34 protein-coding genes are annotated in these 26,584 nt (G+C 45.8%); 7 read left to right on the forward strand and 27 right to left on the reverse strand.

The window, feature by feature from the left end; genetic code table 11:
* Positions 1–6: 6 nt before the first annotated feature.
* Genes cyoE through ICN18_RS01830 form a run of 4 tightly spaced genes read right to left on the reverse strand, consistent with a single transcriptional unit; the run spans position 7 to position 3,489 of the window.
* Positions 7–900, reverse strand: coding sequence for a heme o synthase (gene cyoE / locus ICN18_RS01815; RefSeq protein ID WP_216188832.1), 894 nt, complete (start codon positions 898–900; stop codon positions 7–9).
* Positions 901–902: 2 nt separating this feature from the next.
* A complete protein-coding gene (locus tag ICN18_RS01820) occupies positions 903–2,024 on the reverse strand; it encodes a COX15/CtaA family protein (protein WP_216188833.1) in 1,122 nt (373 codons plus the stop codon).
* Positions 2,024–2,680 carry a redox-active disulfide-containing membrane protein gene (locus ICN18_RS01825; protein ID WP_216188834.1) on the reverse strand — a complete coding sequence of 219 codons (657 nt, stop codon included), beginning with the start codon at positions 2,678–2,680 and terminating at the stop codon, positions 2,024–2,026. The genes ICN18_RS01820 and ICN18_RS01825 overlap by 1 nt, the downstream gene beginning before the upstream one ends.
* Positions 2,677–3,489 carry an SURF1 family protein gene (locus ICN18_RS01830; protein WP_255532037.1) on the reverse strand — a complete coding sequence of 271 codons (813 nt, stop codon included), beginning with the start codon at positions 3,487–3,489 and terminating at the stop codon, positions 2,677–2,679. The genes ICN18_RS01825 and ICN18_RS01830 overlap by 4 nt, the downstream gene beginning before the upstream one ends.
* Before the next feature lie 24 nt (positions 3,490–3,513).
* On the opposite strand from ICN18_RS01830, the gene ICN18_RS01835 reads away from it, so the two are divergent.
* Positions 3,514–3,726 (forward strand): twin transmembrane helix small protein, encoded by a 213-nt coding sequence (locus ICN18_RS01835; RefSeq protein ID WP_216188835.1) that lies wholly within the window; start codon positions 3,514–3,516, stop codon positions 3,724–3,726.
* Positions 3,727–3,792: 66 nt separating this feature from the next.
* Here ICN18_RS01835 and ICN18_RS01840 read toward each other — a convergent pair whose 3' ends face one another.
* From ICN18_RS01840 to ICN18_RS01870, 7 genes are all read right to left on the reverse strand, one after another.
* A complete protein-coding gene (locus tag ICN18_RS01840; protein ID WP_216188836.1) occupies positions 3,793–4,647 on the reverse strand; it encodes a cytochrome c oxidase subunit 3 in 855 nt (284 codons plus the stop codon).
* A 29-nt stretch (positions 4,648–4,676) separates the two neighbouring features.
* Positions 4,677–4,871: a DUF2970 domain-containing protein gene (locus tag ICN18_RS01845; protein WP_216188837.1), complete on the reverse strand. Its 195-nt coding sequence runs from the start codon at positions 4,869–4,871 to the stop codon at positions 4,677–4,679.
* Positions 4,868–5,452: a cytochrome c oxidase assembly protein gene (locus ICN18_RS01850; protein WP_216188838.1), complete on the reverse strand. Its 585-nt coding sequence runs from the start codon at positions 5,450–5,452 to the stop codon at positions 4,868–4,870. Before ICN18_RS01850 ends, ICN18_RS01845 begins: the two co-directional genes overlap by 4 nt.
* A 14-nt stretch (positions 5,453–5,466) precedes the next feature.
* A complete protein-coding gene (locus ICN18_RS10485) occupies positions 5,467–5,598 on the reverse strand; it encodes a cytochrome oxidase small assembly protein (protein WP_216188839.1) in 132 nt (43 codons plus the stop codon).
* Complete coding sequence (gene ctaD, locus ICN18_RS01860) at positions 5,582–7,201, reverse strand: cytochrome c oxidase subunit I (RefSeq protein WP_216188840.1); 1,620 nt, start codon at positions 7,199–7,201, stop codon at positions 5,582–5,584. The genes ICN18_RS10485 and ctaD overlap by 17 nt, the downstream gene beginning before the upstream one ends.
* Before the next feature lie 42 nt (positions 7,202–7,243).
* Positions 7,244–8,314, reverse strand: coding sequence for a cytochrome c oxidase subunit II (coxB, locus tag ICN18_RS01865; RefSeq protein WP_439650813.1), 1,071 nt, complete (start codon positions 8,312–8,314; stop codon positions 7,244–7,246).
* Between the two features lie 263 nt (positions 8,315–8,577).
* Complete coding sequence (locus tag ICN18_RS01870) at positions 8,578–9,375, reverse strand: class I SAM-dependent methyltransferase (RefSeq protein ID WP_216188842.1); 798 nt, start codon at positions 9,373–9,375, stop codon at positions 8,578–8,580.
* 287 nt (positions 9,376–9,662) lie between these two features.
* On the opposite strand from ICN18_RS01870, the gene ICN18_RS10490 reads away from it, so the two are divergent.
* Positions 9,663–10,142, forward strand: coding sequence for a ComF family protein (locus ICN18_RS10490; protein ID WP_369411848.1), 480 nt, complete (start codon positions 9,663–9,665; stop codon positions 10,140–10,142).
* Between the two features lie 10 nt (positions 10,143–10,152).
* Positions 10,153–10,623, forward strand: coding sequence for a tRNA (uridine(34)/cytosine(34)/5-carboxymethylaminomethyluridine(34)-2'-O)-methyltransferase TrmL (gene trmL, locus ICN18_RS01880; protein WP_216188844.1), 471 nt, complete (start codon positions 10,153–10,155; stop codon positions 10,621–10,623).
* Positions 10,624–10,645: 22 nt separating this feature from the next.
* Here the strand turns inward: trmL and ICN18_RS01885 are convergent, their stop codons facing one another.
* From ICN18_RS01885 to ICN18_RS01900, 4 genes are read right to left on the reverse strand one after another with little or no spacing between them, the layout of a single operon-like run.
* Positions 10,646–11,668: an NAD(P)H-dependent glycerol-3-phosphate dehydrogenase gene (locus ICN18_RS01885; RefSeq protein ID WP_216188845.1), complete on the reverse strand. Its 1,023-nt coding sequence runs from the start codon at positions 11,666–11,668 to the stop codon at positions 10,646–10,648.
* 24 nt (positions 11,669–11,692) lie between these two features.
* Positions 11,693–12,205: a protein-export chaperone SecB gene (gene secB / locus ICN18_RS01890; protein WP_216188846.1), complete on the reverse strand. Its 513-nt coding sequence runs from the start codon at positions 12,203–12,205 to the stop codon at positions 11,693–11,695.
* A gap of 27 nt (positions 12,206–12,232) precedes the next feature.
* Positions 12,233–12,487 (reverse strand): glutaredoxin 3, encoded by a 255-nt coding sequence (gene grxC, locus ICN18_RS01895; RefSeq protein ID WP_216188847.1) that lies wholly within the window; start codon positions 12,485–12,487, stop codon positions 12,233–12,235.
* Positions 12,488–12,497: 10 nt separating this feature from the next.
* Entirely contained in the window at positions 12,498–12,914 is a 417-nt protein-coding gene (locus ICN18_RS01900; protein ID WP_255532039.1) for a rhodanese-like domain-containing protein, read from the reverse strand.
* 19 nt (positions 12,915–12,933) lie between these two features.
* Here ICN18_RS01900 and gpmA point away from each other — a divergent pair, with 19 nt between their 5' ends.
* Genes gpmA through ICN18_RS01915 form a run of 3 tightly spaced genes read left to right on the forward strand, consistent with a single transcriptional unit; the run spans position 12,934 to position 15,844 of the window.
* Entirely contained in the window at positions 12,934–13,623 is a 690-nt protein-coding gene (gpmA, locus tag ICN18_RS01905) for a 2,3-diphosphoglycerate-dependent phosphoglycerate mutase (protein ID WP_216188848.1), read from the forward strand.
* 12 nt (positions 13,624–13,635) lie between these two features.
* A complete protein-coding gene (locus ICN18_RS01910; RefSeq protein ID WP_216188849.1) occupies positions 13,636–15,069 on the forward strand; it encodes a S41 family peptidase in 1,434 nt (477 codons plus the stop codon).
* A 22-nt stretch (positions 15,070–15,091) separates the two neighbouring features.
* Positions 15,092–15,844, forward strand: a complete 753-nt coding sequence (locus ICN18_RS01915; protein ID WP_216188850.1) for a HesA/MoeB/ThiF family protein — start codon at positions 15,092–15,094, stop codon at positions 15,842–15,844.
* Positions 15,845–15,859: 15 nt separating this feature from the next.
* On the opposite strand, the gene ptsP is transcribed toward ICN18_RS01915, so the two are convergent.
* The 8 genes from ptsP to ICN18_RS01955 form a co-directional block, all read right to left on the reverse strand.
* Positions 15,860–17,611: a phosphoenolpyruvate--protein phosphotransferase gene (gene ptsP / locus ICN18_RS01920; RefSeq protein WP_216188851.1), complete on the reverse strand. Its 1,752-nt coding sequence runs from the start codon at positions 17,609–17,611 to the stop codon at positions 15,860–15,862.
* Between the two features lie 5 nt (positions 17,612–17,616).
* Complete coding sequence (locus tag ICN18_RS01925) at positions 17,617–17,886, reverse strand: HPr family phosphocarrier protein (RefSeq protein WP_216188852.1); 270 nt, start codon at positions 17,884–17,886, stop codon at positions 17,617–17,619.
* A gap of 17 nt (positions 17,887–17,903) precedes the next feature.
* The gene (locus tag ICN18_RS01930; protein WP_216188853.1) at positions 17,904–18,326 is read right to left on the reverse strand and encodes a PTS sugar transporter subunit IIA; all 423 of its coding nucleotides are present in this window, start codon (positions 18,324–18,326) and stop codon (positions 17,904–17,906) included.
* Positions 18,327–18,328: 2 nt separating this feature from the next.
* A complete protein-coding gene (gene gshB / locus ICN18_RS01935; protein ID WP_216188854.1) occupies positions 18,329–19,270 on the reverse strand; it encodes a glutathione synthase in 942 nt (313 codons plus the stop codon).
* A 27-nt stretch (positions 19,271–19,297) separates the two neighbouring features.
* Positions 19,298–20,596, reverse strand: a complete 1,299-nt coding sequence (gshA, locus tag ICN18_RS01940; RefSeq protein WP_216188855.1) for a glutamate--cysteine ligase — start codon at positions 20,594–20,596, stop codon at positions 19,298–19,300.
* A 104-nt stretch (positions 20,597–20,700) separates the two neighbouring features.
* Positions 20,701–22,185, reverse strand: coding sequence for an ammonium transporter (locus tag ICN18_RS01945; RefSeq protein ID WP_216188856.1), 1,485 nt, complete (start codon positions 22,183–22,185; stop codon positions 20,701–20,703).
* Positions 22,186–22,198: 13 nt separating this feature from the next.
* Positions 22,199–22,537, reverse strand: coding sequence for a P-II family nitrogen regulator (locus ICN18_RS01950; protein ID WP_011903792.1), 339 nt, complete (start codon positions 22,535–22,537; stop codon positions 22,199–22,201).
* A 24-nt stretch (positions 22,538–22,561) separates the two neighbouring features.
* Entirely contained in the window at positions 22,562–23,476 is a 915-nt protein-coding gene (locus ICN18_RS01955) for a TorF family putative porin (RefSeq protein ID WP_216188857.1), read from the reverse strand.
* 263 nt (positions 23,477–23,739) lie between these two features.
* On the opposite strand from ICN18_RS01955, the gene ICN18_RS01960 reads away from it, so the two are divergent.
* Positions 23,740–23,994, forward strand: coding sequence for an accessory factor UbiK family protein (locus ICN18_RS01960; protein WP_216188859.1), 255 nt, complete (start codon positions 23,740–23,742; stop codon positions 23,992–23,994).
* 54 nt (positions 23,995–24,048) lie between these two features.
* Here the strand turns inward: ICN18_RS01960 and ICN18_RS01965 are convergent, their stop codons facing one another.
* The 4 genes from ICN18_RS01965 to ICN18_RS01980 are packed head-to-tail and all read right to left on the reverse strand — an operon-like array spanning position 24,049 to position 26,552.
* Positions 24,049–24,633, reverse strand: coding sequence for a hypothetical protein (locus ICN18_RS01965; protein WP_255532040.1), 585 nt, complete (start codon positions 24,631–24,633; stop codon positions 24,049–24,051).
* On the reverse strand, positions 24,626–25,636 hold the full coding sequence (gene lipA, locus ICN18_RS01970; RefSeq protein WP_216188860.1) for a lipoyl synthase: 1,011 nt from the start codon (positions 25,634–25,636) through the stop codon (positions 24,626–24,628). Before lipA ends, ICN18_RS01965 begins: the two co-directional genes overlap by 8 nt.
* Positions 25,633–26,277, reverse strand: coding sequence for a lipoyl(octanoyl) transferase LipB (gene lipB, locus ICN18_RS01975; protein ID WP_216188862.1), 645 nt, complete (start codon positions 26,275–26,277; stop codon positions 25,633–25,635). Before lipB ends, lipA begins: the two co-directional genes overlap by 4 nt.
* Positions 26,278–26,285: 8 nt before the next feature.
* The gene (locus ICN18_RS01980) at positions 26,286–26,552 is read right to left on the reverse strand and encodes a DUF493 family protein (protein WP_216188863.1); all 267 of its coding nucleotides are present in this window, start codon (positions 26,550–26,552) and stop codon (positions 26,286–26,288) included.
* Positions 26,553–26,584: the final 32 nt, after the last annotated feature.

The following is a 26,584-nucleotide window of genomic DNA, read 5'->3' on the forward strand; positions in this document are numbered from 1 at the left end:
TTGATCTTAGAGGAAGTAATGATCTACCAGGAGCGCCGCAAAGAGTAGCGAAAGATAGGTAATTGAAAAGCGGAAAGTTTTCTTAGCCAACGCATCGCTATAAGAAATAAATAGCGCAATCACATAAGCTAAGAACAATAAACCGAGAATGATGGCTGAGATTAAATACACCATACCGCTCATCCCGTAGATGTAAGGCAGCATCGTAGCCGCAATCAAGATCAGGGTGTAGAGCACGATATTAAGCAGCGTAAAGCGCTCTCCGTGAGTTACTGGCAACATCGGCAAGCCAGACTGCACATAGTCATCGCGACGATATAAAGCCAATGCCCAGAAATGCGGGGGTGTCCATACAAAAATGATCAAGACTAAGAGCCATGCTTCTGCAGAAAGCGTGTTGGTTACAGCCGCCCAGCCCAGCGCAGGAGGCATAGCGCCCGATAAACCACCAATCACAATGTTTTGTGGCGTGGCGGGTTTTAGGAGCCAGGTATAGATCACTGCATAGCCAACGAAGGTAGCGAGTGTTAGCCACATTGTTAAAGGATTGCAGAAGTTCCACAAAATAATCATTCCAAGTGAACCCAAAATGATTGAGAAAATAATGATGTGGAAAGGTGTCACCTCCCCCGTTGCCGATGGACGCCAAGCGGTACGTTTCATCTTGGCATCGACTGCTTGTTCGATTAAGCAGTTCACTGCAAATGCCGCGCCCGCCAAAAGCCAGATACCTACAATGCCCCCGAAGAGTACCGGGTAAGGAACCATCCCAGGAGTTGCCAAAAACATTCCGATGACCGCACAAAAAACGGCGAGCTGAGTCACTCTAGGTTTGGTTAAAACCCAATATTGACGCCAACGTGGCATGGCCACTGGTGCGCTTGTTTTAGAGTCGCTCATATTTATACAATTTTCTTTTGAATGAAAGGCTTCCAAGAAGCCCAATAACTCATTCTGACCAAACAGAATACCAAAGCAGCAGAGCCAGCAGTATGTAATAGGGCGGCCAATAAGGGCCACTGAAATACCACATTAGAAATGCCTGTAATCAACTGCAAGAGAAGCAGTCCAAGCAGCAGCTTGGCTACCTGGCCAAGACCCGATAAGACGGGGGTTGCCAGCTGTACACCCCTCCACCCTAAAGTACCTAGCACCACCAATACCAGCATTGCAAAAAGGCGATGTGCCCAATGAATGGTCTGCAATGCAACAGGGGAAATGAATTCTCCCTGGGCATTTAGGCCAAGCTGACGCCATAGCGTAAAGCCTTCGGCCCAATTCGTTTCCGGCCAAGCAGCTCCCATGCAAGTTGGAAAATCGGGGCATGCTAACACAGCGTAATTCGTACTTACCCAAGCACCTAAGAAAACTTGAATAAATAAAACTATGAAAGAAAGAGTAAGCAATTGTGCTGAAAGTGGCCGAATGCGAATGGTTCGAACGGAAGAAGACTTGCTCTCCCATGACTGTTGCGCATAAGCAGTTAAGCATGCCAGCAACACTAAAGCTAACATCAAGTGAACGGTAACAATAATTGGCTGCAACTTCAAAGTAACTGTCCAAGCGCCAAAAGTGCCTTGCATACAGACCAATAAGAGTAATCCCAAGCTACCGAATAAAGGATTTTTTCCTAAGGACTTCAACTTAGTAAAAGCGATTCCTACTTGCACCAAAATCAATGCGCCAACCGTCATTGCCAAGTAGCGATGAATCATCTCGATCCAGGCTTTAATAATAGTAACCGGCCCAGTAGGCCAAGCGCTCTCAGCTTGCTGTATATCCGTTAGCGCGTGAAAAGGATTTGATACTCCATAGCATCCAGGCCAATCGGGGCAACCCAAACCAGAGTCCGTAAGGCGTGTAAACGCACCAAACACAATCAGATCAAAAGTCATAAAGACTAATACCCAATTGAGCTTTTGAAAAAAACTATAGCCTGGTTTTTTCCAAAGATAGAAGAGTGGTAAGCCCGCAAAAATAATGGCAATGGCGGCCAACTCTAGAAACAAAAACACGCTTTGCATTACAAATTCTCACCCTTGTGATTTAACTTCAAGAGTTTTTCCAAGTCTTTTTTCATGCTTGAGAATTCTTTAGGAGAATTTGTTACCGGGAAATACATCATCTTGGCAGGACTTGGATCAATGAGTTGTATCTGTTGACCAGCGCCTTCTTTATTCAACCAGGCATCGAATTGCCCTCTGAGTTTGGGATCAGCCGGGAGCGAAACTACCTTTAGACCCGCTGTCTTTTCGTCATAAATCTTGATCACTTCAGGGTCTACAGGCTTGCCGTCTGTATTGACCCAAATGAGCTGTAAGCGGCCACTTTCCCTGCCCATAGCGACCCTTGTCTGACGCATCAAAAATAAAGCCTCAATACATTTCTCATCCTTGATTTGGCACTCGCCAGCTGGACGAGCAATCAAAAGGGTCCACTTGCCTTTTATTGGCGCCTCAAGCCATGCGGTATCGAAGTCTTGCGCTGGATAAACGAGCGTTCCCAGATTCGTTTTACCGCCTGCGGGCTTAATCACGTAGTAAGCAAAATAGGAAGCAATCACTGGAGATGCGCAAGCTAGCAATAGGAGCAGCATCTGAATACGACCGCGACGAGTACGCGCATTAATCGCTGCAGAATCTACCTGTGATGCCGGAATTAATAACTCTTTATCACTCACCCTTGATCCCCATTCATCAATCTTTGACCCTTACTTTTACCTATGCCCTGACTTTTATATTGCCGTAGACCGCTTAATAACCAAAATACAAATCCAGCAAAAGCCAATGCAAACCACTGGAATGCATAAGCATAATGGCGATCGACACCGCTTGTCAGCGGCGCCCAGTCACGCAATAGACCGTCTTCAGCCCCTGCCTCAGTTTCGCGCAATATAAAAGGACGTTGATTCCAATCGCGCAGCTTTCCTTCGGCCACCAAATCAAAGTTTTGCTCGATTCTAGGTTTGCTGATGTCAGCAGAGTTCTTACCGCTCCCCAACTCATAGACTTTGCCTGGATGAGCAAATACGATACCCTCAATATTGACCGTCTTATTAAGCGTTTTAACAGGCGGTAGCGTCTCGCGATTTTCATTGTTACGCGGTGCCCAACCTCGGTTGATCCACAGCACCTCATCCCTACCCTCAAGCTTCAAAGGCATCATTAGATAGAAGCCAGACTGTGCGTTAGTAGCGCCAGCCGGAGGAATAGGTCTTGGCCGGTTATCCAGCCAGATGGCTGCCTCAGGAATATATTGCCCGCGAGCTATCATGCGTCGCTCACTTGCCTCCTCTAAGGTCCAAGAACCTATATTCGCGTTCAAGATAGGCATTTGTTGTCGAGCCAGCAAATTAGCTGCCAAGGCAATCTTGGTATCGGCCCTACCCAGCTGCCAAATACCAGCGCCACAGCCGATCGCAATCACCAGCAAGGCTGATACAGTAGCAACTATGCGCTTAGCGATGAGGGCAGTTAAAAGACTATTCAAAAGAATTAAATATAAGGATTTGAGATGAAGTGGCTTATTCCGATTGTCCTACTAATGATTGTTTTTAGCTTAGGATCAGCCTTGTATTACATGATGAAAGATAGGGGCAATAGCTCGCGCATGGTTTATTCGCTCATGCTGCGTATTGGCTTATCTATCGCCTTATTCCTGGGTATTCTTCTGGCCCACTACTTTGGCCTGATTGAAGCCACCGGAATTAAAGTGGGCACCAACTAATTAGAGCCTCAATAAACAGGCTACTAAAAACAAATCGGGGCTTTAGGCCCCGATTTTTATTCTTACTTACATCCAGTAAACAGCGATGTACAGACCGAGCCAGACAACGTCAACGAAGTGCCAGTACCAGGCAGCACCTTCAAAGGCAAAGTGATGCTTAGAGGTAAAGTCGCCGCGAATCATGCGACGCAACACAATCGCCAACATAGTGCCGCCAAGGAACACGTGGAAGCCATGGAAACCAGTCAACATGAAGAAAGTGGAGCCATAGATACCTGAAGTCAATTTCAAGTTCAACTCATGGTATGCATGGTAGTACTCGTAGCCTTGGAAGCACAAGAAGATAAAGCCTAAGCCAACCGTTGCAGCCAAGCCAATGATGGCTTTTTTCATGTGGTTCTCTACTAATGCATGGTGAGCAATAGTAATCGTCACTCCAGAGCTCAACAACAACAATGTGTTGATGGTTGGAATTGGCCAAGGACCCATGGTGGTGAACTTCTCTACCAAACCAGCAGGACCATCATTTGGCCATACGGCCTGAAAATTAGGCCATAGTAATTTGCTCTCGACATCACCCATCCAAGGCATTGCAATATTGCGTGCATAGAAAAGGGCAGCAAAGAATGCGCCGAAGAACATAATTTCAGAGAAGATGAACCATGCCATTGACCAGCGATAAGAGATATCTACGTTGATACCATTCTTGCCTGCATTTGATTCTGCAATCGTGTCACCAAACCAGTTATAGAGCACATAGAGAACGAAAGCTACGCCAGTAAGGCAGAGGGGGCCGCCCCATGAAGCATGATTTACCCACCCAGAGATACCGAAGGCAAAAGCAATTAAGCCAAATGCGGCCATTGCTGGATGTCTAGATAGTCCAGGGACGAAATAGTATGGGGTTGAATTGGATGACATCTTATTCTCTCTATTCAATCAAAAAATAATCAATGGGACACAACTGCTTTCACTATCAAGAGCAGGACAGCCATAAAAATTAAGGCCCCAACAACACCCGCAATGATAATGTGCACAAAACTTAATGACGCTACATCTTCCTGCAAACCTGATTTTTTACGCACCCCTAAAAAGCCCCACATCACGGCTTTCATAGACTGCATAAAACTACTTTTCTTTTTCATGAAGCCATCCTTGTTTTTGGGGCTGGAGGAGTGCCGCCTAAGCCCAGTTCAAAGAAGGTATATGACAAAGTAATTGTTTTTACATCATCCGGTAAACCTGCATCAATCACAAAGACTACCGGCATCTTTTTTGTTTCATTTGCTGCTAGCGTTTGTTCCTGAAAACAAAAGCACTCTAATTTCGTAAAAAACTCTGTTGCACTTTTAGGTGCATAACTTGGGATTGCCTGTGCTCTTACTGAGCGGTTCTGATTGTTTGTTACCTCATAAACAATCTCGGTCATTTCACCAGGGTGCACTTCTAAAAAATTCTTTACTGGCTTAAACGTAAACGGGCCACGGCTATTCGAATCAAACTCAATCGTTACTGTGCGAGCATAGTTAACCTGGGTATTGCCAACCCTATTAGGGCTAAAGGCTCTAACGCCGTAATCATTCTTGCTCGTCACTACATTAATTCCAGTGACCTCACACAAGGCCTTGTACATTGGAACCAAAGCGTAACCAAAACCAAACATCATTACTGCTGCAATTAAGAGCTTTAATAAAATTTGGCGATTGAGTGATTGAGTTGAAACCATTGTCAGCGACGGGATTAACCCAACATACTCCGTTTAATCACAATACCAATAAAAAAAGTTACTACAACGCTCAAGAGAATGAAGCCCATCCTGCGATTATTCGCAGTAAGGGCTTGCTTCTCTGAAGACTTAAATTCCGGCTTCACGCATTTGCTCTGCACTAGGCGGAGTTTCAAAAGTGTGGTGTGGTGCTGGTGAGGGTACTGTCCACTCAAGACCTTTGGCGCCATCCCATGGCTTCATCGGTGCTTTTTCACCTTGGCCACGGTATGCAGGAAGCACAACGAAGAACAAGAAATAAACCTGCGACAAGCCAAAGCCCAATGCGCCGATTGAAGCAACCATATTGAAATCAGCGAACTGCGTTGGGTAGTCAGCGTAACGACGTGGCATACCTGCCAAGCCCAAGAAGTGCATGGGGAAGAAGGTCACGTTAAAGAAAATCATGGAAGTCCAGAAATGGATCTTGCCGCGAGTTTCATTGGCCATGCGACCAGTCCACTTAGGACACCAGTAGTAGAAGCCAGCAAACATCGCAAACAATGAACCTGCTACTAATACATAGTGGAAGTGAGCAACAACGTAGTAAGTATCCTGAACGCCGATGTCAATTGGAGCCATCGCTAAGATCAAACCAGTAAAGCCACCCATAGTGAAAACGAAGATGAAACCAATAGCCCACAACATTGGAGTTTCAAAGGTCATGGAACCTTTCCACATGGTTGCGACCCAGTTAAAAATCTTCACACCAGTTGGAACAGCAATCAACATGGTTGCGTACATGAAGAACAATTGACCAGTTACTGGCATACCAGTTGCAAACATGTGGTGAGCCCAAACGATGAATGACAAAATCGCAATCGATGCGGTTGCATAAACCATTGAGCTGTAGCCAAACAATGTTTTTCTGGAGAAAGCAGGAACGATTTCACTGATGATTCCGAACGCTGGAAGAATCATGATGTAAACCTCTGGATGACCAAAGAACCAGAAAATATGCTGGAACATAATTGGGTCACCGCCGCCAACAGCGGAGAAGAATGAAGTACCGAAATGACGATCAGTCAGCACCATGGTGATTGCGCCGGCCAATACAGGCATCACAGCAATCAACAAGTAAGCAGTAATCAACCAAGTCCAGCAGAACATTGGCATCTTCATCAATGTCATGCCAGGAGCGCGCATATTCAAGATAGTCACGATGATGTTGATCGAACCCATGATGGATGAAGCACCCAACAAGTGAAGAGCAAAAATCGCCATGTCCATGCCAGGGCCCATTTGTGAAGTCAATGGAGCATAGATAGTCCAGCCACCTGATGGAGCACCACCAGGAACTAGGAATGAGCTGAGCAACAATGTCGCTGCTACTGGAAGAATCCAGAAGCTAAAGTTGTTCATACGTGCGAATGCCATATCGGAGGCACCGATTTGCAATGGCACCATCCAGTTAGCAAAACCAACGAAGGCTGGCATGATCGCACCGAACACCATCACCAAACCGTGCATGGTAGTCAATTGATTGAAGAACTCTGGGCGCAAGAACTGCAAACCAGGCTGGAACAACTCTAGACGAATTCCCAGGGCCATCGTGCCGCCAGCTAATAAGCTAACAAACGAGAATATCAAATACATCGTGCCGATGTCTTTGTGGTTAGTTGCAAACAACCAACGACGCCAGCCGTGTGGCGTGTGATCATCATGCGCGTGATCGTGTGCGTGGTCGTGGGTAGTAGAGACTGTGCTCATGGATTACTCCGGTTTCGTTTTATCTGTATTAGTTAATCTGAATTACTGGCCGCGTGCAGTAATAATTTCCTGCGTCTGAATCACTTCGCCCGTTTTATTACCCCATGAATTACGGGTATAGGTAATCACGGCTGCAATATCTCCATCGGAAAGTACGCCTGCCCACTTCGGCATTGCATTTTTACCATTCAGCAAAATATTGAACTGGCCAGCTTTAGGTCCGTTAACCACTTTGCTGCCGTCCAATGCTGGGAATGCACCGGCACCTTTACCATTAGGCTGGTGACATGCTGCGCAATTAGCTGCATATACTTTCGCACCGCGCTCCTTTTGCTCTTCCAAGGTGTAAACCTTAGATGGATCATCGCCGCCAGCACCCATTGCTTTTTTCTTCTCAGCAACCCAAGCGGTGTAATCCTCTTGTGAAACTACTCTTACAACGATAGGCATGAAGGCATGCTCTGCACCGCAAAGCTCAGAACACTGACCGCGGAATGTACCAATCCTGTCCGCTCTAAACCATGTGTCACGAACGAAGCCTGGGATTGCATCTTGCTTAACGCCAAACGCTGGGATAGTCCAAGCGTGAATAACGTCATTAGCTGTAGTGATCAAACGAATTTTCTTGCCGACCGGTACAACCATTTCATTGTCAACTTCCATCAAATACGTATTTGATTTAGGTGCCAAGTTATTGATTGCTTCGCGGGAAGTGGACAAGGTAGACAAGAAACTAATGCCTTCGCCTTCGCCTTTGATGTAGTCGTAACCCCACTTCCACTGGTAACCAGTGGTCTTAATAGTGATGTCAGAATTAGTAGTGTCTTTCATTGCCACAACAGTTTTTGTTGCAGGCAATGCCATACCGATAACGATGAGCAATGGAATTACTGTCCAAATAATCTCAACAGTAGTGCTCTCGTGGAAAGAAGCTGATTTATGACCTAATGATTTACGGTGTTTCAAAATGGAATAGAACATCACTCCAAAAACACCGATAAAAATCAATGCGCAAATAACCAACATCATCCAATGCAACCAATGAATCTCTTGCATGATTTTGGTAGCAGGAGGCGCAAAATTCAGCTGATTAACAGCTGGGCCACCAGGCATATTCTCTGCTGCATGAGCAAAAGCAGTGCCAAAAGCTACTGCGAAATAGAGCGAAGCCCTAGTGACTTTTCCAAATAAATTCATCTTATTCTCTGTTTATTGTCGTGAGCAAAGCAGCAAAAATGCCACAAAATGCCCAAAAAACGGTCTCAAGCCAATACATCCTGCCGTGATTATAGGGTTAATTAGGCGCAACAACAAACCGGGATAACCCAGCCTGATCCAATCTTGGCGAAGGTTTAAATGATAGTAAGCACTTACACTTAAGCAGAATCTGGCCTAGTCTTGCGTCCAATTTGATTTAGATCAATATAAGCAACGTTGTCCTGGGCCTTTGCAAGGTCCTTTCCGAGGGCCCACGCGTGCCCATAAACTACTTCTAGGGTCATTTTTTGAGGCAAAACATCTATTTGGGGGATTTCAAGAGAGTCCAAATGGGCCAATTTCAGGGCGCGGATATCAGCCAGCAATAGAGCCTGTTTTTCATAGTCCAGAGTTAGGTACTCCATGTCCATTACCGGGTCAGAAAAGCGTTCAGCCACTAAAGCATCCCCCATGTCGTGCATATCCCAAGGACTCATTAAATTCTGCAGCCTTAGTTCAGGAAGACCTAAAGGGCGCAATTCTTTTCCAGTATCGGGCCCAAGATAACTAAATGAGATTAAGCCGCCCTCGCGCAGAACGCGCCAACACTCTTGTAAAAAATGTTTTGGGTCTTCCAGGTCCTGCAATAGGAGATCGCTAATCACCAAATCAACAGAATTATCAGGAATACCAAATCTTCCTGATGGGGTGCAATCAGATAAGGCGCCTGTTTTGCCAGAGAATAAAGATCGCCAATTACTCATAGCTTTGGCACGCCACATCTGAAATCCTGAAACACCTTCTTCAGGAATGCTAAAAATATGCGCCTTTGGATAACGCTGAGCAAGCAACCCTAGATGTTTGCCGGGAAAATCAGGAACGATCAAGACATCTTTTACATCGAGCTTAACGATGTCTAATTTCTGCAGCATACGATCTGCAATTTCGTCTTGTAACCATCTGATGGGCTGGGTCATTGGCTCAGTATACTCAGCGCCCCATGCGATTTCCAGAGAAGATTTTTCAAACTATTTGCGAGCATCTCTTGCCAACTGCCTGCATTACTTGTCAAGAGTTTCAAAAATTCTCAATATGTAATGAGTGTCTCAATTCATTGAAGGGCAATGCTCTATTGAATTACCAATGCTGTTATCAATGCGGGATTGCGCTTCAGGCCCCCGAATTAAATGAGCAGCGATGCGCCCCCTGCCAAAGCACTCAACCCTACTTTGATGAAACCTATTGCTTAGATCGCTATGAAGGAGTGCTTCAAACCCCTCTGCATGAATTGAAATACCAAAAACGAATTGCTTTTGCGAATGCGCTTGGCAATACGTGGAACTTGCTCATGGCTGAGGAGTTAGAAAATACGCCTGCAGATTACTTGCTACCTGTTCCGCTGAGTACTCAAAAGCTAGCGCAGCGTGGTTTTAATCAAAGTTGGGAATTAGCCAAACGCATTGAGTGCAGCAGGCACATCCAAAAATCACCCCACATACTTCAGCGCCACCATTATTCCGGTCACCAAGCAGGAAGCTCGCTGGATAGTCGTCGCTCAGCCATTCAGGACATGTTTTATATCGAGGCAAAATACATTGAAAGTCTTAGAGGTCAGACTGTTGTTATTTTTGATGACGTAATGACTAGCGGAGCCACGCTCAATGAAATTGCGCGCGTTCTGAAGCACAATGGCGTATCTCGCGTAATTAATTGGGTAGTACTCAGAGCTGCGCGACCAATTTAAAGAGTGGCACATGTTTAATATTGTTTTATTCGAACCAGAAATTCCACCAAATACCGGGAACATCATTCGCCTGTGTGCGAATACCGGAGCCAAGCTTCATCTCATTGAGCCGCTTGGATTTCCGATGGAGGATGCCAAGTTACGCAGAGCAGGCTTGGACTATCACGAGTTTGCCAGAGTCAAGGTTCACAAAAATTGGGCGCAATTTTTAAAAGATGAAGAGCCTGATCCTCAGCACCTTTTTGCATTGACCACCAAAGGCTCAGGTAAGTTTCATGAAGGCCAGTATTCACCCAACGATTACTTTATTTTTGGATCTGAGACCAAAGGCATCACTGATGAAGTGAGGGATTCCATTCCAGCGGCTAATCGCATGCGTCTTGCAATGCAAGACAGTAGTCGGAGTCTGAACTTATCCAATACCGTAGCAATTGTTGTGTATGAAGCTTGGCGCCAAAATGGCCTTGAAGGCGGTCAGTAAGAAGCCGCCGTATATCACTTTTTTACGACTCGATTTTTGGGTCGCGCCCCATGAGCTTCTTAACCGCATCATGCGGTTTCAACTTTCCAGATAAGACTTCACCCATCATGGCAGTAATCGGCATCTCAACACCTAAACGTTTTGCCAAATCGCCCACTGCTGCCGCACAAAGCACGCCCTCAGCAACGTGACCGAGACTTGCCAAAATCTCTGGCAAAGATTTACCAGCAGCAAGCTCAAGACCCACTCGACGATTGCGAGAGAGATCCCCAGTAGCTGTCAAGATTAAATCTCCAACACCGGTTAGCCCCATACAAGTTTCAGATTTACCGCCAGCCGCTTTAACCAGGCGCATCATCTCTGCCAAGCCTCGCGTAAGAACTGCAGCGCGGGCATTAAGACCCAAGTCAAGACCATCGCCAATACCTGCAGCGATCGCCAAGACATTCTTAATTGCCCCACCCAATTCAACACCGATGAGGTCATCGCTTGAATACACACGCATATTGCCGTGGTGAAACGCGACCTGAACCGTCTCACACAGTTTTGTAGATTTGCTGACAACTGTTAAAGCACACGGCATCCCTGCGCCAACCTCACGAGCAAAGCTTGGGCCAGATAAAGCGCCATACGAATGGGCTAAGCCATGAGAATGAATCTTGCTTTCGCGCTCCACAACTTGATGGGGCAATAAAGCGGTATTGGGCTCAAGACCCTTGCACAACCAAATGATGTTGAGTGGATGCTCGGCAATCTTTAAGGCTTGAGCAATTGTTTCGGAAAGGCCCGACATTGGTGTAGCGATAACCAAGAGGTCATCGCTAGAGAGTCTTTTGATTGCAGTAGAAAAATCACTCTCAAACTTCAGGCCTTTAGGCAACTTAATCCCCGAAAGATAAGTCTGATTTTCACTACTTTTTTGAATATCTTCTAATTGCTGTTTGCTGCGCGACCACAAACAAACGTCACCCTCTTGGAGGTGGCGAGCGGCTTGTGCCGCCATCGCCGTTCCCCAAGCGCCAGCACCAAGCAGTGTCACTTTCATGATCTGTGGGCTCGCTCGTTGAGCTTAGTGAGGCTTGCTCTCTGAGGCTGCCCCATCCCTAGCGGCAGCTTCTTGTTGAGCCTGCATCAAGCGATGCTCATACATACCGTGGAAGTTAATCTCATTCAAATGAATTGGCTGGAAGCCTGCACGACTAATAATGTCGGCGATGTTTGAGCGCAGGTAAGGATACAAAATCGTTGGGCAACCAATACCGAGCATTGGATCCATTTGCTCAACAGGGATATTGCTTAGCTCAAAAATGCCAGCTTGTTTTGCCTCAACCAAGAACAATACTTTTGAATCAACCTTAGCGGTAACCGTTGAACTCAATGCAACCTCAAAGATTCCTTCGCTCAGCGGAGCAACAGCAATGTCAATCTCAACTTGTACTTGCGGCTCAGAAGCAACCAACAAAATCTGCGGAGAGTTTGGCTGCTCAAGGGATACATCTTTTAAGTAAATTCTCTGAATACGAAATCCAGGCTCTTTAGATTGCTCAGGGCTTGCTTGAGGTGCAGAAGTTTGTTCGGTCATTGCTAACTTTCTTTAGGTGTTTATCTTTTAAGTTAATAAAGGATCGAGTTTTCCAGCGCGATCCAATGCCACTAAATCGTCATAGCCGCCCACATGGGTATCACCAATGTAAATCTGAGGAACTGTACGGCGACCAGTACGTGTCATCATGATTTCACGTTGGGATGGGTCGCGATCAATCAAAATCTTTTCTAAATTGGCCACGCCTTTTTTAAGCAATAGCTTTTCAGCCATAACGCAGTATGGGCATACCTGAGTGCTATACATCGTTACTGGAGGCATTGATTTCTCCTTACTTCACCAAAGGTAGTGCAGCAGCTTTCCAAGCCTGAACACCGCCATCTAAGGCACCTACTTCGGCAAAGCCCAGTTTTTGGGCTTCTACAACGAGTTTGCGTGATTGGGCACCAGTTTCGCAAACCAAGACTACTGGGTGCTTACGGTCTAACTTAAGCTTTTCAATGGCTGCAGTTAAACCGGCAGCATTAACGAATTTGGCACCAGGCAAATGGCCCGCTCTGAAGGCTTCTTCAGAGCGCAAGTCCAAGACATGTGCTTTGCGTCGATTAATCCAAATCGTCGCTTCGGTAGGCGATAAGCCTTTTCCGCCAATAAGCGTAGATAATGTAGGTAGGAAAAGCGCTACGCCTGAAACCAACAGAAGGGCGATAAGCGCTAAATTATCAATTTGCGTGAGAAAGTTCATCATCGGATTATAGAATGGCTCTATGAAACAACTTGTCCTTATTCGTCATGGCGAATCCGCCTGGAACCTTGAAAACCGCTTCACTGGCTGGGCGGACGTTGACTTAACCCCTAAAGGCGCAGAACAAGCCCTGGCAGCAGGTGAAAACCTACGTAAAGCCGGCTATGAATTTGATGTCGCATACACCTCCGTTTTAAGGCGTGCCATTCGTACTCTTTGGCATGTGCAAGACACCATGGATTTAATGTGGCTTCCTGTTGTGCATAGCTGGCGCCTCAATGAGCGTCACTATGGCGCGCTAACTGGACTCAATAAAGCAGAAACTGCAACCAAATATGGCGATGAGCAAGTTCACATTTGGCGTCGCTCATACGATGTGCGTCCACCTTTACTTGAAAACGAAGATGAGCGAAATCCTAAGAATGATCCTCGTTACTCAAAACTGAATCCTTCTGATATTCCATTGGGTGAGTGTTTAAAAGATAACGTTGAGCGCGTATTACCGTTGTGGAATGAATCCATTGCACCTGCACTCAAAGCTGGAAAGCGTGTTTTGTTAGTTGCACACGGCAATAGCATTCGCTCATTAATTAAGTATCTAGATCAAATGTCAGATGAAGCCATCATGGAAGTAAACGTTCCAAATGGTGTGCCACTAGTTTATGAGTTAGATGACAACCTCAAACCTATTCAACACTTTTACTTGGATTAAAGCAAAAGAGATATGCGCCAATTTCTAAAGAATTTTGCCCTGATTGCCGTTGGTCTTATCGCTGGTGTGGCGGCCACTATCCAGCTCTCCGCGACCGCCCAGCAAGGCGCGCAGCTACCACTGGACGAGCTACGCACTCTATCTAATGTTTTTGCGCAAATTAAGCGTGAATATGTTGAACCTATTGAAGATAAGCAGTTATTGACTGATGCTGTGAAGGGAATGGTCAGCAGCCTGGATCCGCACTCCACCTTCCTCGACAAAAAAGATTTTGCAGAAATGCAAGAGATGACTTCCGGAAAATTTGCCGGCCTTGGAATTGAAATCACTTCCGAAGATGGCGTAGTAAAAGTATTAAACCCTATTGAGGATAGCCCTGCTGCTCGTGCTGGCCTACAAGCAGGAGATTTAATTACTCGCTTGGATGACAAACCAGTACGCGGCATGTCATTAGATAAAGCTGTTCGCACTATGCGCGGCACACCTGGAACCAAAATTACTTTGACTGTATTTCGTAAAAGTGAAGAGCGCAGCTTTCCAGTAACCATCACCCGCGCTGAAATTAAAGTTCAATCAGTAAAAACCAAAATTCTTGATAACGATATTGCCTGGGTGCGAATCACTAGCTTTCAAGAACGTACCGTTCCAGATCTAGCCAAAAAACTCACTGAAATTGCGAACCAAGATCCAAAGCTCAAAGGCATCATTCTTGACTTGCGAAACAATGGCGGTGGTTTATTACAAGGCGCCGTAGGAGTTGCTGCTGCATTCCTGCCAGCCGATGCAATCATTGTCTCTACCAAAGGCCAATCCCCTGACTCAAAACAGGTATTCAATGCCACGCCAGCGATGTACCGCCTAAATGAGCCTGGCGACCCCTTGGCGGGCGTGCCAGCCATCTTTAAAAAGCTTCCGATGGTAGTTTTGGTAAACGCTTACTCTGCATCTGCTTCTGAGATTGTGGCTGGCGCACTTCAGGACTACAAACGCGCAACCATTATTGGAAAAACAACTTTTGGTAAAGGTTCCGTACAAACTGTTCGTCCCCTCACCAATGATTCGGCACTCAAGATCACCACTGCTTACTACTACACGCCAAGTGGTAAGTCGATTCAGGCCTTTGGAGTTAAGCCGGATATTCCTGTCGATCAAAATAAAGATGGCGATCCAGATGACGTACTAATTACCCGCGAAATTGATAGCGAGAAACACCTGCGCAATAAGCAATCCGCCGAAGACAAACTCATTAAAGATCGTGAGCAACGTCGCCTTGAAGAGTTACAACGCATTGAAGAAAAAAATGCTAAGAAGACTCCCGAGGAAAAAGAGAAAGAGAAAAATAAAAAGCCTCCTGAGCTGGGTAGCGCAGATGACTTCATGCTTTCTCAAGCGGTGGCCTTTATTAATGGTCAGCCTGTGAAGCGCTCCTCATCTAAGCTCGAATAATCCTAAACACTGCAGCCGGCATATGAATGACGAGCAGTTACTTCGATACTCCAGGCATTTATTGCTTGAAGAAATTGATGTTGCCGGCCAAGAGCAGCTTCTCAAGTCACACGTATTAGTTATCGGGGCTGGTGGCCTAGGGAGCGCAGCAGCGCCCTACCTTGCTGCTGCAGGTGTTGGCCATCTCACCTTGGTAGATCATGATGAAGTGGAGCTTACCAATTTACAGCGCCAAATCATGCACACTGAAAGCAGTATTGGTAAAAGCAAAGTGGCTTCTGGAAAAGAATTTCTGCAGCAGCTTAATTCCAGTATTCAGATTGAAACCATTCAAGCTAAAGCCACGACTTCATTGTTAGATGAGTTATTGCCAAGCGTTGATATTGTTTTGGATTGCACGGATAACTTTTTAACCAGACACCTGATTAATACCGCCTGCGTTAAGCATAAGGTTCCATTGGTTTCGGGATCAGCCCTCAAGTTCGATGGTCAAGTGAGCGTCTTTAATCCATGTAATTCCAACTCCCCTTGCTATGCGTGCATCTTTTCTCCAGATGAGCAATTTGAAGAAGTCAGCTGCTCTAGTATGGGCATCTTCTCGCCTCTAGTGGGCATCATTGGTGCCATGCAAGCAGCCCAAGCACTACAAGTATTAATTGGTTTTGGAGAGCCTTTAGTGGGGCGAATGTTGCTTTGGAACGGGCGCACTACCCAAATTGACGAAATACGTATTAGCCGTAATGCCGAGTGCTCAGTATGTGGCTCGGCCCACTAAAAACTCACCAAGCAATTAAGACAGCAGTCGCTCTAAAGCCTTTGCTTGCTCCTCAGGCTCGTATGCTCTCAAGACTCTGGCCACACGGGCTTTTAATAAACCTACATTAGCTTGCAGGATCTCGCGCTTGACTAACAGTAGCTGACTAAAGTGCATTGAAAAGTCAGTTAATCCTAACGCCAGTAATAACCTAGTTAGCGCAGGATCACCCGCCATCTCCCCGCAAACAGCAACAGGCACATTTGCGCGCTTAGCTTGCTCAATAATGTTTGCCAACAAATTTAATATCGCGGGATGCAGAGGGTCATACAGATGTGCAACTGCGTGATCTGCTCGATCAATCGCTAATGTGTACTGAATTAAGTCATTCGTTCCAATGGAAAGAAAATCGAAGCGATTGATAAACAAAGGCAAGACCAAAGCGGCGGCCGGAATTTCAATCATGGCACCAACTTGAATATTCGGGTTAAAGGCTTTGCCACGTTGATGTAATTGCTGCTTCGCTTTTTCAATCAATCTAAATGTTTCATCGATTTCTTTAGCATGTGCCAACATGGGGATCATGATGCGTGCCTGACCATGGGCAGAAGCACGCAAGATTGCCCTGAGCTGAGTTAAAAAGATTTCAGGTTCAGTTAAAGACCAGCGAATCGCGCGCAATCCCAATGGCGATGTGCCTGTTTGTGAAATATCGCCACCACCGCCCAGCGCCTTATCCGCGCCAACGTCAATCGTTCTGATGTTCACAGGCAAGCCATGCATCAAATCTACTACACGACGATATTCCTGATACTGCTGCTCTTCATCGGGTAAGGCCTGCTTGCGGTCCATAAATAAAAACTCGGAGCGGAATAAACCAACGCCGACAGCGCCGAGCTTAACCGCCTGAATGGCATCTTCCGGCAACTCAATATTGGCAAATAATTCAATCTCAACACGATCAGCTGTTTCAGTTTTGGCGTGCTTTAACTGCTGAAGCTTACGAGCCTCTTTTAGGACTTGAGTTTGCAGCTTTCGGTATTCGGCTAGCAGCTGCTCATCCGGAGCAACCACCACAACTCCTCGCTCACCATCCAACACCAACCAATCGCCATGACGAATCATTTCGCTTGCATGTCGCACGCCTACTACCGCAGGAATCTCCATGCTGCGAGCCACAATAGCGGTATGGGAGGTCTTGCCTCCAAGGTCTGTTACAAAACCAGTAAAGGCATGCTCTTTAAAACGTAGCATGTCGTGCGGAGCAATATCGTGAGCAACAATAATTGACTCAACTCCGATATCGCTCGTAGGTAAAAAATCAGAGTCGTTTAAAGGATCTTTTTTCTGCGCATTTAAGGCTTTAATGACACGCTCAGCAACCTGCCGAATATCATTGGCACGCTCTTTTAAATATGCATCCTCAATATCGGCAAATTGCTCTAAGAGATCGTTGAGCTCAGTTGTTAAGGCCCAAGCTGCATTTAACCGTTGCGTCCGAATTAATTTAATCGGCTTCTCAGCCAACGCTGGATCAGCCAAGATCATGCCATGCACATCCAAGAAGGCCGCCATCTCTTGTGGCGCATCCTTTGGCAACCCTTGGCGCAACTGCTCAAGCTCTAAACGAACCTGACCAAACGCATCTAATAACTTTTGAGTTTCTACCTCTTCTTTGCCTGGCTCAACCAAATAGTGACTAACTTCTAATGCAGCACGCGAAATCAGTACGGCTTTGCCAATGGCAATGCCTTTTGATACTGGGATTCCGTGCAACGCAAAGGTCATGCTATTTACTCGCCTTCACCAAAGCGATCATTAATTAATGCGGTAAGAGCCTCCATTGCTTCATCCGCTTTCTCTCCTACCGTTTCCAGAGTTACAGTGCTGCCTATTCCCGCGGCTAGCATCATTACACCCATAATGCTCTTAGCATTAATTTGACGCCCATTTCGTGACAAGAATATTTCACAAGGAAACTGCGCAGCCAACTGAGAAAGCTTTGCAGATGCACGGGCATGCAAACCTAATTTATTAATAATTTCAATTTCTGCAGAAGGCATTGTCTTCTAACCCTTAGTTATTCTTGGTTTACTTTACTACCTAGGCGCAAGATGCCATTCTGCCCACCAGCAAGTGCTTTTTGCGCCAACTCCTCTAGACCCTCTCCGCGATGAGAGATGCAACGCATCAACATTGGTAGATTTAATCCCGCCAAAACGATCACAGGTGCATTCAGGCCGGATAAGGGGCCTAAGGCTTCCAGCTTAGAAGCCACATTAGCAGGGGTGGCCCCCATTACGTCAGTTAATATAAGAACACCATTACCTGTATTTACGCCATATGCAGCCTTGAGGACTCGATCAAAGCTTGCCTTAGTATCTTCATGCGGCGGAATATCAACAGCTCGAACCCGCTCAGGCACTACGCCAAATGTATGTTCAGCAAAACCCAGCATTGCGCTAGCAACTGGTGTATGAGCAACGATGACAATTCCAACCATTTTTATGCCAATGCTTTCTCTAGTGCTGCCAACCAAAATTGCGGGACATTGAAGTCAGTTTGATTGGTGATTTCAACAAAACAAGTTGGGCTCGTCACATTAATTTCGGTGAGATAACCGCCAATTAAATCGAGTCCAACCAAGAATAATCCACGCTGGTTTAGAACGGGGGCTAATTGTTCAGCAACCTTCTTTTCTGTATCAGTTAAAGGCATAGCAACACCTTTGCCGCCAGCCGCCAAATTTCCCCGAATTTCACTGCCCTGCGGAATACGCGCCAGAGCAAACGGCACGACCTCTCCACCAATTAACAGTACCCGCTTATCGCCCTGAGCAATTTCAGGCAAGAAGCGCTGAACCATAAGTGTTCTTGCGCCATTCTCGCCAAGTGTTTCAACGATGCTAGCAAGATTGAGGCCGTCAGGTCCCACCCTAAACACACCCATACCACCCATGCCATCCAGGGGCTTAATCACAATATCGTGATGGATTTGATGAAAACGCTCTACCGCAGCCAGTTCACGGGTGACTAAGGTAGGAGGAATGAGTTCTGGGAATTCTGTGATCGATAGTTTTTCAGAGTGATCGCGAACTGCGCCGGGCTCGTTAAATACTTTAGCTCCCTGACGTACTGCAGCTGATAGCAACCAAGTGGTATTGAGGTATTCAATATCAAATGGCGGATCAGTACGCATCAGCACAGCAGAAAAAGATTTAAGTGACCGAGACTCCGTATCGCCTAACTCAAACCAAGTTGTAGAACTCGGCTTAATTACTAAAGACTGACAATCAGCAACTACCAGATCATCTTTCCATAAAACATTTTTGCTTTGACAAAACCACAAATGATGTCCCGCCTCTTGAGCTACTCGCATCATCGCGAACGTGGAATCTTTTTGAATCTTGAAAGACTCAAGGGGGTCTGCAATAAAAAGAAGGTCCATTTTTCTATTGAGCGATAAGCAATTTATTTATGCAACTTCTGCATTGGGGTCGGTACGCTCTAACTCTAGTGATGCGGCAAGCAGGGCTAAACGAGCAACCACGCCATAAAGGTAGAACCGGTTAGGAGCAGCGCTGCCTGGCTTAGCCCCTAGATCGGGCATGGAGTTTTGCTCAAAGGCCAAAGGCACAAAGTGCATCCCTGGTGCATTCAGATTCTCATCAGGACCACGATCAGTATGAACGCGATAGAAGCCACCAATGACATAGCGGTCAATCATATACACCACTGGCTCAGCAACCGCTTCATTTACCTTCTCAAAGGTATAGACGCCTTCTTGAATTAATACATCACTAACTTCAAGACCTTCCTTGACCACACTCATCTTGTTGCGGTCTTTACGATTCAAACCCTTAAGCTGCGCGGGATCATTTACGACCATCACACCCATGCCGTAAGTACCTGCATCGGCCTTTACAACAACATATGGTTTTTCTTTAATGCCATACTCGCGATATTTTTTCGCAGTCTTCTTTAAGACTTGCTCTACTGCGGTTTGCAGCTCATCCTCACCTTTACGCTCATGGAAATTAATATTCGAGCAACTGGTGAAGTAGGGGTTGATCATCCATGGGTCGATATCAACCACTTTAGCAAACTTCTTAGCCACTTCTTCATAAGCGGCAAAGTGATTTGATTTGCGGCGTACATGCCAACCAGCGTGCAAGCCAGGCAACAAGTACTGCTCATAGATATTTTCCAGAATCGGCGGTATACCTGCAGACAAGTCGTTATTTAATAAGATTGAGCAAGGGTCAAAGTCTTTTAAACCTAAACGCTGCTTTTTTAAACCCAATCGTGAAAGCGGCTCCATTAGCAATCGGTTTCCATCTGGTAGCTCAATCCAGGTTGGCTTTTTAATTTCTTCAGAGAAAGTGCCTAAGCGAACATTCAAGCCTGCCTGACGCAATATTGAAGACAGGCGTGCAATATTCTGCAAATAAAAAGTATTGCGAGTATGGCGCTCTGGAATCAACAATAAGTTTTTAGCTTCAGGACAAATCTTCTCAATGGCAGCCATCGCTGCTTGAACAGCAAGCGGCAACATTTGCGGTGAAAGATTATTGAATCCCCCAGGAAAGAGGTTTGTATCAACCGGGGCCAACTTAAAGCCGGAGTTACGTAAATCGACCGAACAGTAAAAAGGTGGCGTGTGCTCTTGCCATTCCAACCTGAACCAACGCTCAATGGTTGGGGTCGCTTCTAGAACCTTTGACTCTAATTCGAACAAAGGGCCGCTGAGTGCAGTAATGAGATGTGGAACCATTCCACCATTGTAAGATTATTAAAAGAAAGACGCGGGATCCGAGGATCCCGCGCTTAAAACTAGGCAGCCAACCAGAGCCGCCCAGTGAGGGGTAAATCTACTGATTAAGACTCGTAAGCAGTCTCACCGTGTGAGCTGATATCCAAGCCTTCGCGCTCTTCTTCTTCCTTAACACGCAAACCAATCACGATATCGATCAATTTGAAGGCAACGAAAGAAACTACGCCAGACCAAATTACAGTAGTAATCACGCCTTGAGCCTGGATCCACAATTGGCTAGCAATAGAGTAGTCAGGAGCAACCGCATTAGCTACATAATCCCAAATACCAGAGCCGCCCAATGCTGGATCAGCAAATACACCGGTCAACAATGCGCCAGTAATACCACCTACGCCGTGAACACCGAATACGTCCAAGCTGTCGTCTGAACCCAAAATCTTCTTGAGACCAGTAACACCCCAGAGGCAAACTACACCAGCAATTAAGCCAATAATGATTGAACCCATTGGGCCAGCAAATCCAGCCGCAGGGGTAATGGCAACTAAACCTGCTACGCAACCAGATGCAGCACCCAACATAGATGGCTTACCTTTGAGAACCCACTCAGCGACTGACCAGCCTAATACAGCAGCAGCGGTAGCTAAATAAGTATTCACGAATGCCAAGCCAGCAGTACCGTTTGCTTCAAGTGCTGAGCCAGCATTGAAACCAAACCAACCGAACCACAGGAGAGCAGCGCCAGCCATTACATAAACTAAGTTATGTGGCTTCATTGCCTCTTTGCCGTAGCCCAAACGCTTGCCGATAACAAAGGAACCAACCAAACCAGCGATCGCAGCATTGATATGCACAACAGTACCGCCAGCAAAGTCGAGAACACCTTTTTGCCACAACCAACCAGCACGCGCAGTAATTGCCTCGAGTGATGCAGCATCTTTGATGTCATCTGGACCAGGCCAGAACCAAACCATGTGAGCGATTGGCAAGTAGCTCAAAGTGAACCAAATCACCATGAATACCAAGATTGCAGAGAACTTAGCGCGCTCAGCAAAAGAGCCAATGATCAAACAGCAAGTGATAGTTGCGAACACAGCTTGGAAAGCCATAAATACATATTCAGGAATCACAACACCTTTACTAAATGTTGCTGCTACTGATTCTGGATTCATACCACCCAAGAACAGACGATCAAGTCCACCGATAAATGCTCCGCCTTCCGTGAATGCAAAGCTGTAGCCATAAATAGCCCAGAGCACTGTAATCAAAGAGAAGACCATGAAACATTGCATGCAGATAGACAGGATGTTCTTGCTGCGAGTTAAACCGCCGTAGAACAAAGCCAAGCCAGGAAGAGTCATCAACAGCACTAATGCTGTACAAACCATCATCCAAGCGATATCTGCTTTATTGCACTTTTCAGAGCAAAGCACAGGAGCAGGTTCTGCAGCTGCTGGAGTAGCGGCAGGTGCAGTAACTGCTGGTTTTTTAACTTCATCAGCATGTGCTGGCGAAGTAACTATTACACCAGTTGCGCCAATGGCCAAGGCCATAGCACCACCAGCAACGAGTCGTTTCATCCAAGTTAACATTTTGAACCTCTCTTTAAAGTGCTGACGCGCCGGTTTCACCGGTACGAATACGAATGACGTGCTCAACTGGTGAGACAAAAATCTTGCCATCGCCAATCTTGCCTGTACGTGCAGATTTTTCAATTGCTTCAATCGCACGCTCCAAGATGCCATCTTCAACAGCAGCTTCAATTTTTACTTTAGGTAAAAAGTCGACAACATACTCAGCACCGCGATACAACTCGGTGTGACCCTTTTGACGACCAAAGCCTTTAACTTCAGTGACGGTAATGCCCGAAACTCCCACTTCTGAGAGAGCTTCGCGCACTTCGTCAAGCTTGAAGGGCTTGATGATTGCGGTAATTAATTTCATGTGTTTCTCCGTTCAGAGTGGAAATTAGAAAGTTTTTGTCAAGGCTACAACTGCGTTACCGCGTCCGGCATTGCCACCGTTAGGTGTTGAGTAAACATACGTATTGCCAACCTTTTGCGCGCTTGTGCCTGTGTAGTAAGCAGTACCTGACAAGCCGCCGCCGAAGTCTTTAGTTAAACCAAGTTTCCAGTCAGCATAGCTGGCATTCCATGTTCCACCGTTACCAGCTCCAGCGATTGCGGATGTAGTAACAATATTATTCGGCACATACTGATATCCAACGTGTGCATTAACTGTAATTCCATAGAAACCAGTGTCATAGTTTGCTGTCAAGTCAGGATAAAGAGCGCCAGAAGACTGTTGTAGTCCAAACAAAGTTGTTACAGCATAAGAGACTTTTCCGAAACCAGTTACGGGACCAAAAGTGAAGTTTTGTGCAGCATATAACTCTGTTGTATTAGGCGTTGTACCAGAAGCTTGGCGTGATGCTGGGTTAGCAGCAACCCAAGCATTAGATTGGCTTGATGGCATTCCTGAAGTTGGGTAGTAGTACTGCAATACACCGATGTCGGTTGCAAAACCTTCGCCAATGAACTCTTTCTTAAAACCAGCGTAGAAGTCCATCTCAACAGGAGCAGAAACAGAATGACCGCCTTGGCCGGCACCAGGATAACTGTCGCTAATCCAAGTAATGGAAGAGTTCCAGTTACCAATGTAAAAACCGCTCTCATGCGCGTAATCAAAGCCGCCTTGAATTGCTGGCTTGTTATTCGTTTGTGTCAAACCACGATAGATATAGTTGCTTGCAACAGTTACGTTTGCAGTAATTGGGCTTACTTCTGGTGCTGCTGGTTCGTCAGCTGCAAATGCTGATGTTGAAAGACCTGCCAACAAAGCTACTGCTGCTGCAGAGATTGCCGTCTTTTGAATGGTTTTCATGTGCTACTCCTTACTGGTTGTAATAAAAAATGGGTTGAATGCTTATTGCATGGGGTGATATTGAATCCCCAGGGCTTTGTGGCTTTGGCCAAATTCCCCTAATTAAGGCTTTTGCACTTTTTTGGTGCTTAATATTGCACCTGATGGGTGAATTTAGGGCTTTTTTCGGGTTTAAACCCCTTTTTGGGCATTTTTTCCCATACAACTTAAAATATGAATGTGTATCTTTTCTGCAACTCTAAATAGAACTGCGAATCCTCATCATGCAAAAACCAGGCGAAATCCTCGAACAAATCCAACGTATTGCTAACGATATGCAGAACAAAGTTGGTGATGCAATCCGCAATTCGCCAGCTCAAGAAATTGAGAAGAATGTTCGCGCCATGATGAATCAAGGGTTTCAGAAGATGGACTTGGTGACACGCGAAGAGTTTGAACTTCAAACTAAAGTGCTTGCTAAGACACGTGAAAAATTAGAGGTGCTTGAAGCAAAAGTGGCTGCGCTTGAAAAACAGTAACGACTAGTTACTGCCACCCATTAAAAAACCTCTTTAATTTTTTGCTCTTTATTTTTATTCTGGAGAGAAGTCAGTAAAGAAGTTTTCATACTCTTCTTTAGATAAAAAAGTTTTCGCATTATCAGTGCCTGCATTCGTATGCAGCACCGAGATCTGATAAATCCAACTATCGCCATTAGGCGCTATACGATTAATCCAACGAACGCGCATGAGTTGTTGGGATTTACCGTTTGATTTCAAATCAATAAAATAATCTTTGGTTGGTAAACGTTGCTTATCGGCTGTTTTATAAAAAGCATCCTCAATAGCGACATCGCCACCCGATGCTTTTGCTCTCTCCAATAAATTATTTTGCAGCTGAGAGATCAACTTACTGAGCGAGCTACTTTGATTTGCCGGCAACTGAATAGTGCTTACCGAGTAAATGTCATCGTCAATCTTTACCGCCTCGAGAGCCTGCAAAAGTTCTTGATCAGCATAAGGAATACGGCGCTCTAATTTGTCTGGCTTACCAGGAAATAATGCCGCGTATCTTTCTTGAGGAGATTGGACTGTGCGCCAATCCAGCTTTGGACTACATGCTGCCAGAAGAAACAATGCCGCCAATACAGTAGCGGCTTTTGAAATTCTTCTAAACAACCCCTGCTCCATGGGCTTGCTGATCTGCGTGATAGCTTGAACGCACCATGGCGCCCACAGCAGCATGGGAGAAGCCCATTTCATAGGCTTTTTCTTCAAACATCTTAAAGACATCGGGATGTACATAGCGCGTAACAGGCAAATGATGTCCTGATGGAGCTAAGTATTGGCCAATAGTGAGCATATCGATATTGTGCTCACGCATATCGCGCATCACTTCCAAAATCTCTTCGTCGGTTTCGCCAAGACCAACCATCAAGCCACTCTTAGTAGGAATATTTGGGAAACGCTCTTTGAAGTCTTTCAAGAGCTTTAAAGAATGTAAATAATCAGCGCCAGGTCTAGCTTGTTTATACAAACGCGGAACAGTTTCTAGGTTGTGATTCATCACATCCGGCAATCCATTAGGCGCATACTCAGCAAATATATCCAAGGCCTTATCTAGGCGCCCACGAAAATCTGGAACCAACACCTCAATGCGAGTATTAGGCGAAAGAGTGCGCGATTGAGAAATGCAATCCACATAATGCATTGCGCCACCATCACGCAGATCATCGCGATCTACACTCGTGATCACGACATAGTTCAGCTTAAGCGCGGCAATTGTGCGGGCTAAATTAGCAGGCTCTTTCACATCAAGGGGATCTGGTCTGCCGTGACCCACATCACAAAATGGGCAACGACGTGTGCACTTATCACCCATGATCATGAAGGTGGCAGTACCCTTACCAAAACATTCGCCAATATTGGGACAGCTAGCTTCTTCACAAACAGTCACTAACTCGTTCTCGCGCAAAATCTTTTTGATTTCAGAAAAACGCGAATTATTAGAGGCGGCCTTTACCCTAATCCAATCCGGCTTTTTTAATACCTCTTGAAGAGGGATAATTTTGATCGGAATACGCGCAGTCTTCTCGCTCGATTTTTGCTTGCGTGAAGCATCGTAATTAAGGTCTTGGCGCGCCTCAATAGCTGGGTTAGTGTCTGGCTTATTCGTGGTCATGATGGCATCAGTTGCTTTTGTAAATGCTGCAAAAGCCTTTGGCTAATAGTGTCTATATTGTCCTTGATCCCAAGGGTTTGCATATCAACCGTCTTTAAACCCTCATACCCACAAGGGTGGATGCGCTGAAAAGCCTCTAGATCAGTAGCCACATTCAAGGCAAGACCATGATATGAGCAGCTTTTGGAGACTTTAAGCCCCAAGGCAGCAATCTTGGCGCCAACCCACTCGGGGGGCACTCCTGCCTGCTGAGAGACGTAAATCCCTGGCGCGCCTGGATGTCTTTCAGCCTCAATTCCAAAGTCAGCCAGCGTATCAATCACTGCTTGCTCTATCCGCGAGACTAATTCTTTTACAAAAATCCCCAAGCGCCGCAGATCTAATAAAAGATATACGACGATTTGACCGGGTCCGTGATACGTAATCTCCCCGCCTCGATCAACCTGAAAGAGTGGAATTTGATTGCTAGGCGAATGTAAGTTCCCTGCATCTCCAGCGAGACCTAAAGTAAAAACAGGTGGGTGCTCTAAAACCCAAATCTCATCAGAGGTATCGCTAGTGCGCTCTTTAGTAAATACCTGCATTGCCTCATACGTTGATGGGTAATCTGCTAATCCAAGGTGTTTTACTAAGGCTGACATGCGTCTAATTACAAAACCACACTAACCAATGGATGAGTAGACAGTGTTCTATACAACTCATCTAATTGCTCACGACTAGTCGCGGTAATTGGCAAAGTAATTCCTAAATAATTTCCATCTTTGGAGGGTCGCTGCTCAACCTTGCTCTCATCGAACGTAGGATCAAACTGTTTAGCAATGTGCACTATCGCAGGAAGATATTCTGGGTTCGTTTTTCCCATAACCTTAATCGGAAACATTGATGGGTACTCAATTAATGATTTTTCTTCAGCCATAATTTCTTTCTTTTTTTATCTTCTTTTTTTAT

This window comes from Polynucleobacter parvulilacunae (genome assembly GCF_018881715.1).
GTDB lineage: Bacteria > Pseudomonadota > Gammaproteobacteria > Burkholderiales > Burkholderiaceae > Polynucleobacter > Polynucleobacter parvulilacunae.

Excerpts from the sequence above, each read along its gene's own strand:
- ptsP (WP_216188851.1), bottom strand. The coding sequence starts at position 17,611 with ATGACCTTTGCGTTGCACGGAATCCCAGTATCAAAAGGCATTGCCATT.
- ICN18_RS01980 (WP_216188863.1), bottom strand. The coding sequence starts at position 26,552 with ATGGCTGAAGAAAAATCATTAATTGAGTACCCATCAATGTTTCCGATT.
- ctaD (WP_216188840.1), bottom strand. The coding sequence starts at position 7,201 with ATGAGCACAGTCTCTACTACCCACGACCACGCACACGATCACGCGCAT.
- ICN18_RS01945 (WP_216188856.1), bottom strand. The coding sequence starts at position 22,185 with ATGTTAACTTGGATGAAACGACTCGTTGCTGGTGGTGCTATGGCCTTG.
- cyoE (WP_216188832.1), bottom strand. The coding sequence starts at position 900 with ATGAGCGACTCTAAAACAAGCGCACCAGTGGCCATGCCACGTTGGCGT.
- ICN18_RS01820 (WP_216188833.1), bottom strand. The coding sequence starts at position 2,024 with ATGCAAAGCGTGTTTTTGTTTCTAGAGTTGGCCGCCATTGCCATTATT.
- coxB (WP_439650813.1), bottom strand. The coding sequence starts at position 8,314 with ATGCCTGGTGGCCCAGCTGTTAATCAGCTGAATTTTGCGCCTCCTGCT.
- grxC (WP_216188847.1), bottom strand. The coding sequence starts at position 12,487 with ATGCCTCCAGTAACGATGTATAGCACTCAGGTATGCCCATACTGCGTT.
- ICN18_RS01840 (WP_216188836.1), bottom strand. The coding sequence starts at position 4,647 with ATGTCATCCAATTCAACCCCATACTATTTCGTCCCTGGACTATCTAGA.
- ICN18_RS01870 (WP_216188842.1), bottom strand. The coding sequence starts at position 9,375 with ATGACCCAGCCCATCAGATGGTTACAAGACGAAATTGCAGATCGTATG.
- lipA (WP_216188860.1), bottom strand. The coding sequence starts at position 25,636 with ATGACCACGAATAAGCCAGACACTAACCCAGCTATTGAGGCGCGCCAA.
- ICN18_RS01835 (WP_216188835.1), top strand. The coding sequence starts at position 3,514 with ATGAAGTGGCTTATTCCGATTGTCCTACTAATGATTGTTTTTAGCTTA.
- gshB (WP_216188854.1), bottom strand. The coding sequence starts at position 19,270 with ATGGACCTTCTTTTTATTGCAGACCCCCTTGAGTCTTTCAAGATTCAA.
- ICN18_RS01950 (WP_011903792.1), bottom strand. The coding sequence starts at position 22,537 with ATGAAATTAATTACCGCAATCATCAAGCCCTTCAAGCTTGACGAAGTG.
- ICN18_RS01900 (WP_255532039.1), bottom strand. The coding sequence starts at position 12,914 with ATGATGAACTTTCTCACGCAAATTGATAATTTAGCGCTTATCGCCCTT.
- ICN18_RS01955 (WP_216188857.1), bottom strand. The coding sequence starts at position 23,476 with ATGAAAACCATTCAAAAGACGGCAATCTCTGCAGCAGCAGTAGCTTTG.
- trmL (WP_216188844.1), top strand. The coding sequence starts at position 10,153 with ATGTTTAATATTGTTTTATTCGAACCAGAAATTCCACCAAATACCGGG.
- ICN18_RS01925 (WP_216188852.1), bottom strand. The coding sequence starts at position 17,886 with ATGCCTTCTGCAGAAATTGAAATTATTAATAAATTAGGTTTGCATGCC.
- ICN18_RS01930 (WP_216188853.1), bottom strand. The coding sequence starts at position 18,326 with ATGGTTGGAATTGTCATCGTTGCTCATACACCAGTTGCTAGCGCAATG.
- gshA (WP_216188855.1), bottom strand. The coding sequence starts at position 20,596 with ATGGTTCCACATCTCATTACTGCACTCAGCGGCCCTTTGTTCGAATTA.
- ICN18_RS01850 (WP_216188838.1), bottom strand. The coding sequence starts at position 5,452 with ATGGTTTCAACTCAATCACTCAATCGCCAAATTTTATTAAAGCTCTTA.
- ICN18_RS01910 (WP_216188849.1), top strand. The coding sequence starts at position 13,636 with ATGCGCCAATTTCTAAAGAATTTTGCCCTGATTGCCGTTGGTCTTATC.
- ICN18_RS01915 (WP_216188850.1), top strand. The coding sequence starts at position 15,092 with ATGAATGACGAGCAGTTACTTCGATACTCCAGGCATTTATTGCTTGAA.
- lipB (WP_216188862.1), bottom strand. The coding sequence starts at position 26,277 with ATGTCAGCCTTAGTAAAACACCTTGGATTAGCAGATTACCCATCAACG.
- ICN18_RS01845 (WP_216188837.1), bottom strand. The coding sequence starts at position 4,871 with ATGAAAAAGAAAAGTAGTTTTATGCAGTCTATGAAAGCCGTGATGTGG.
- secB (WP_216188846.1), bottom strand. The coding sequence starts at position 12,205 with ATGACCGAACAAACTTCTGCACCTCAAGCAAGCCCTGAGCAATCTAAA.
- ICN18_RS01960 (WP_216188859.1), top strand. The coding sequence starts at position 23,740 with ATGCAAAAACCAGGCGAAATCCTCGAACAAATCCAACGTATTGCTAAC.
- ICN18_RS01885 (WP_216188845.1), bottom strand. The coding sequence starts at position 11,668 with ATGAAAGTGACACTGCTTGGTGCTGGCGCTTGGGGAACGGCGATGGCG.
- gpmA (WP_216188848.1), top strand. The coding sequence starts at position 12,934 with ATGAAACAACTTGTCCTTATTCGTCATGGCGAATCCGCCTGGAACCTT.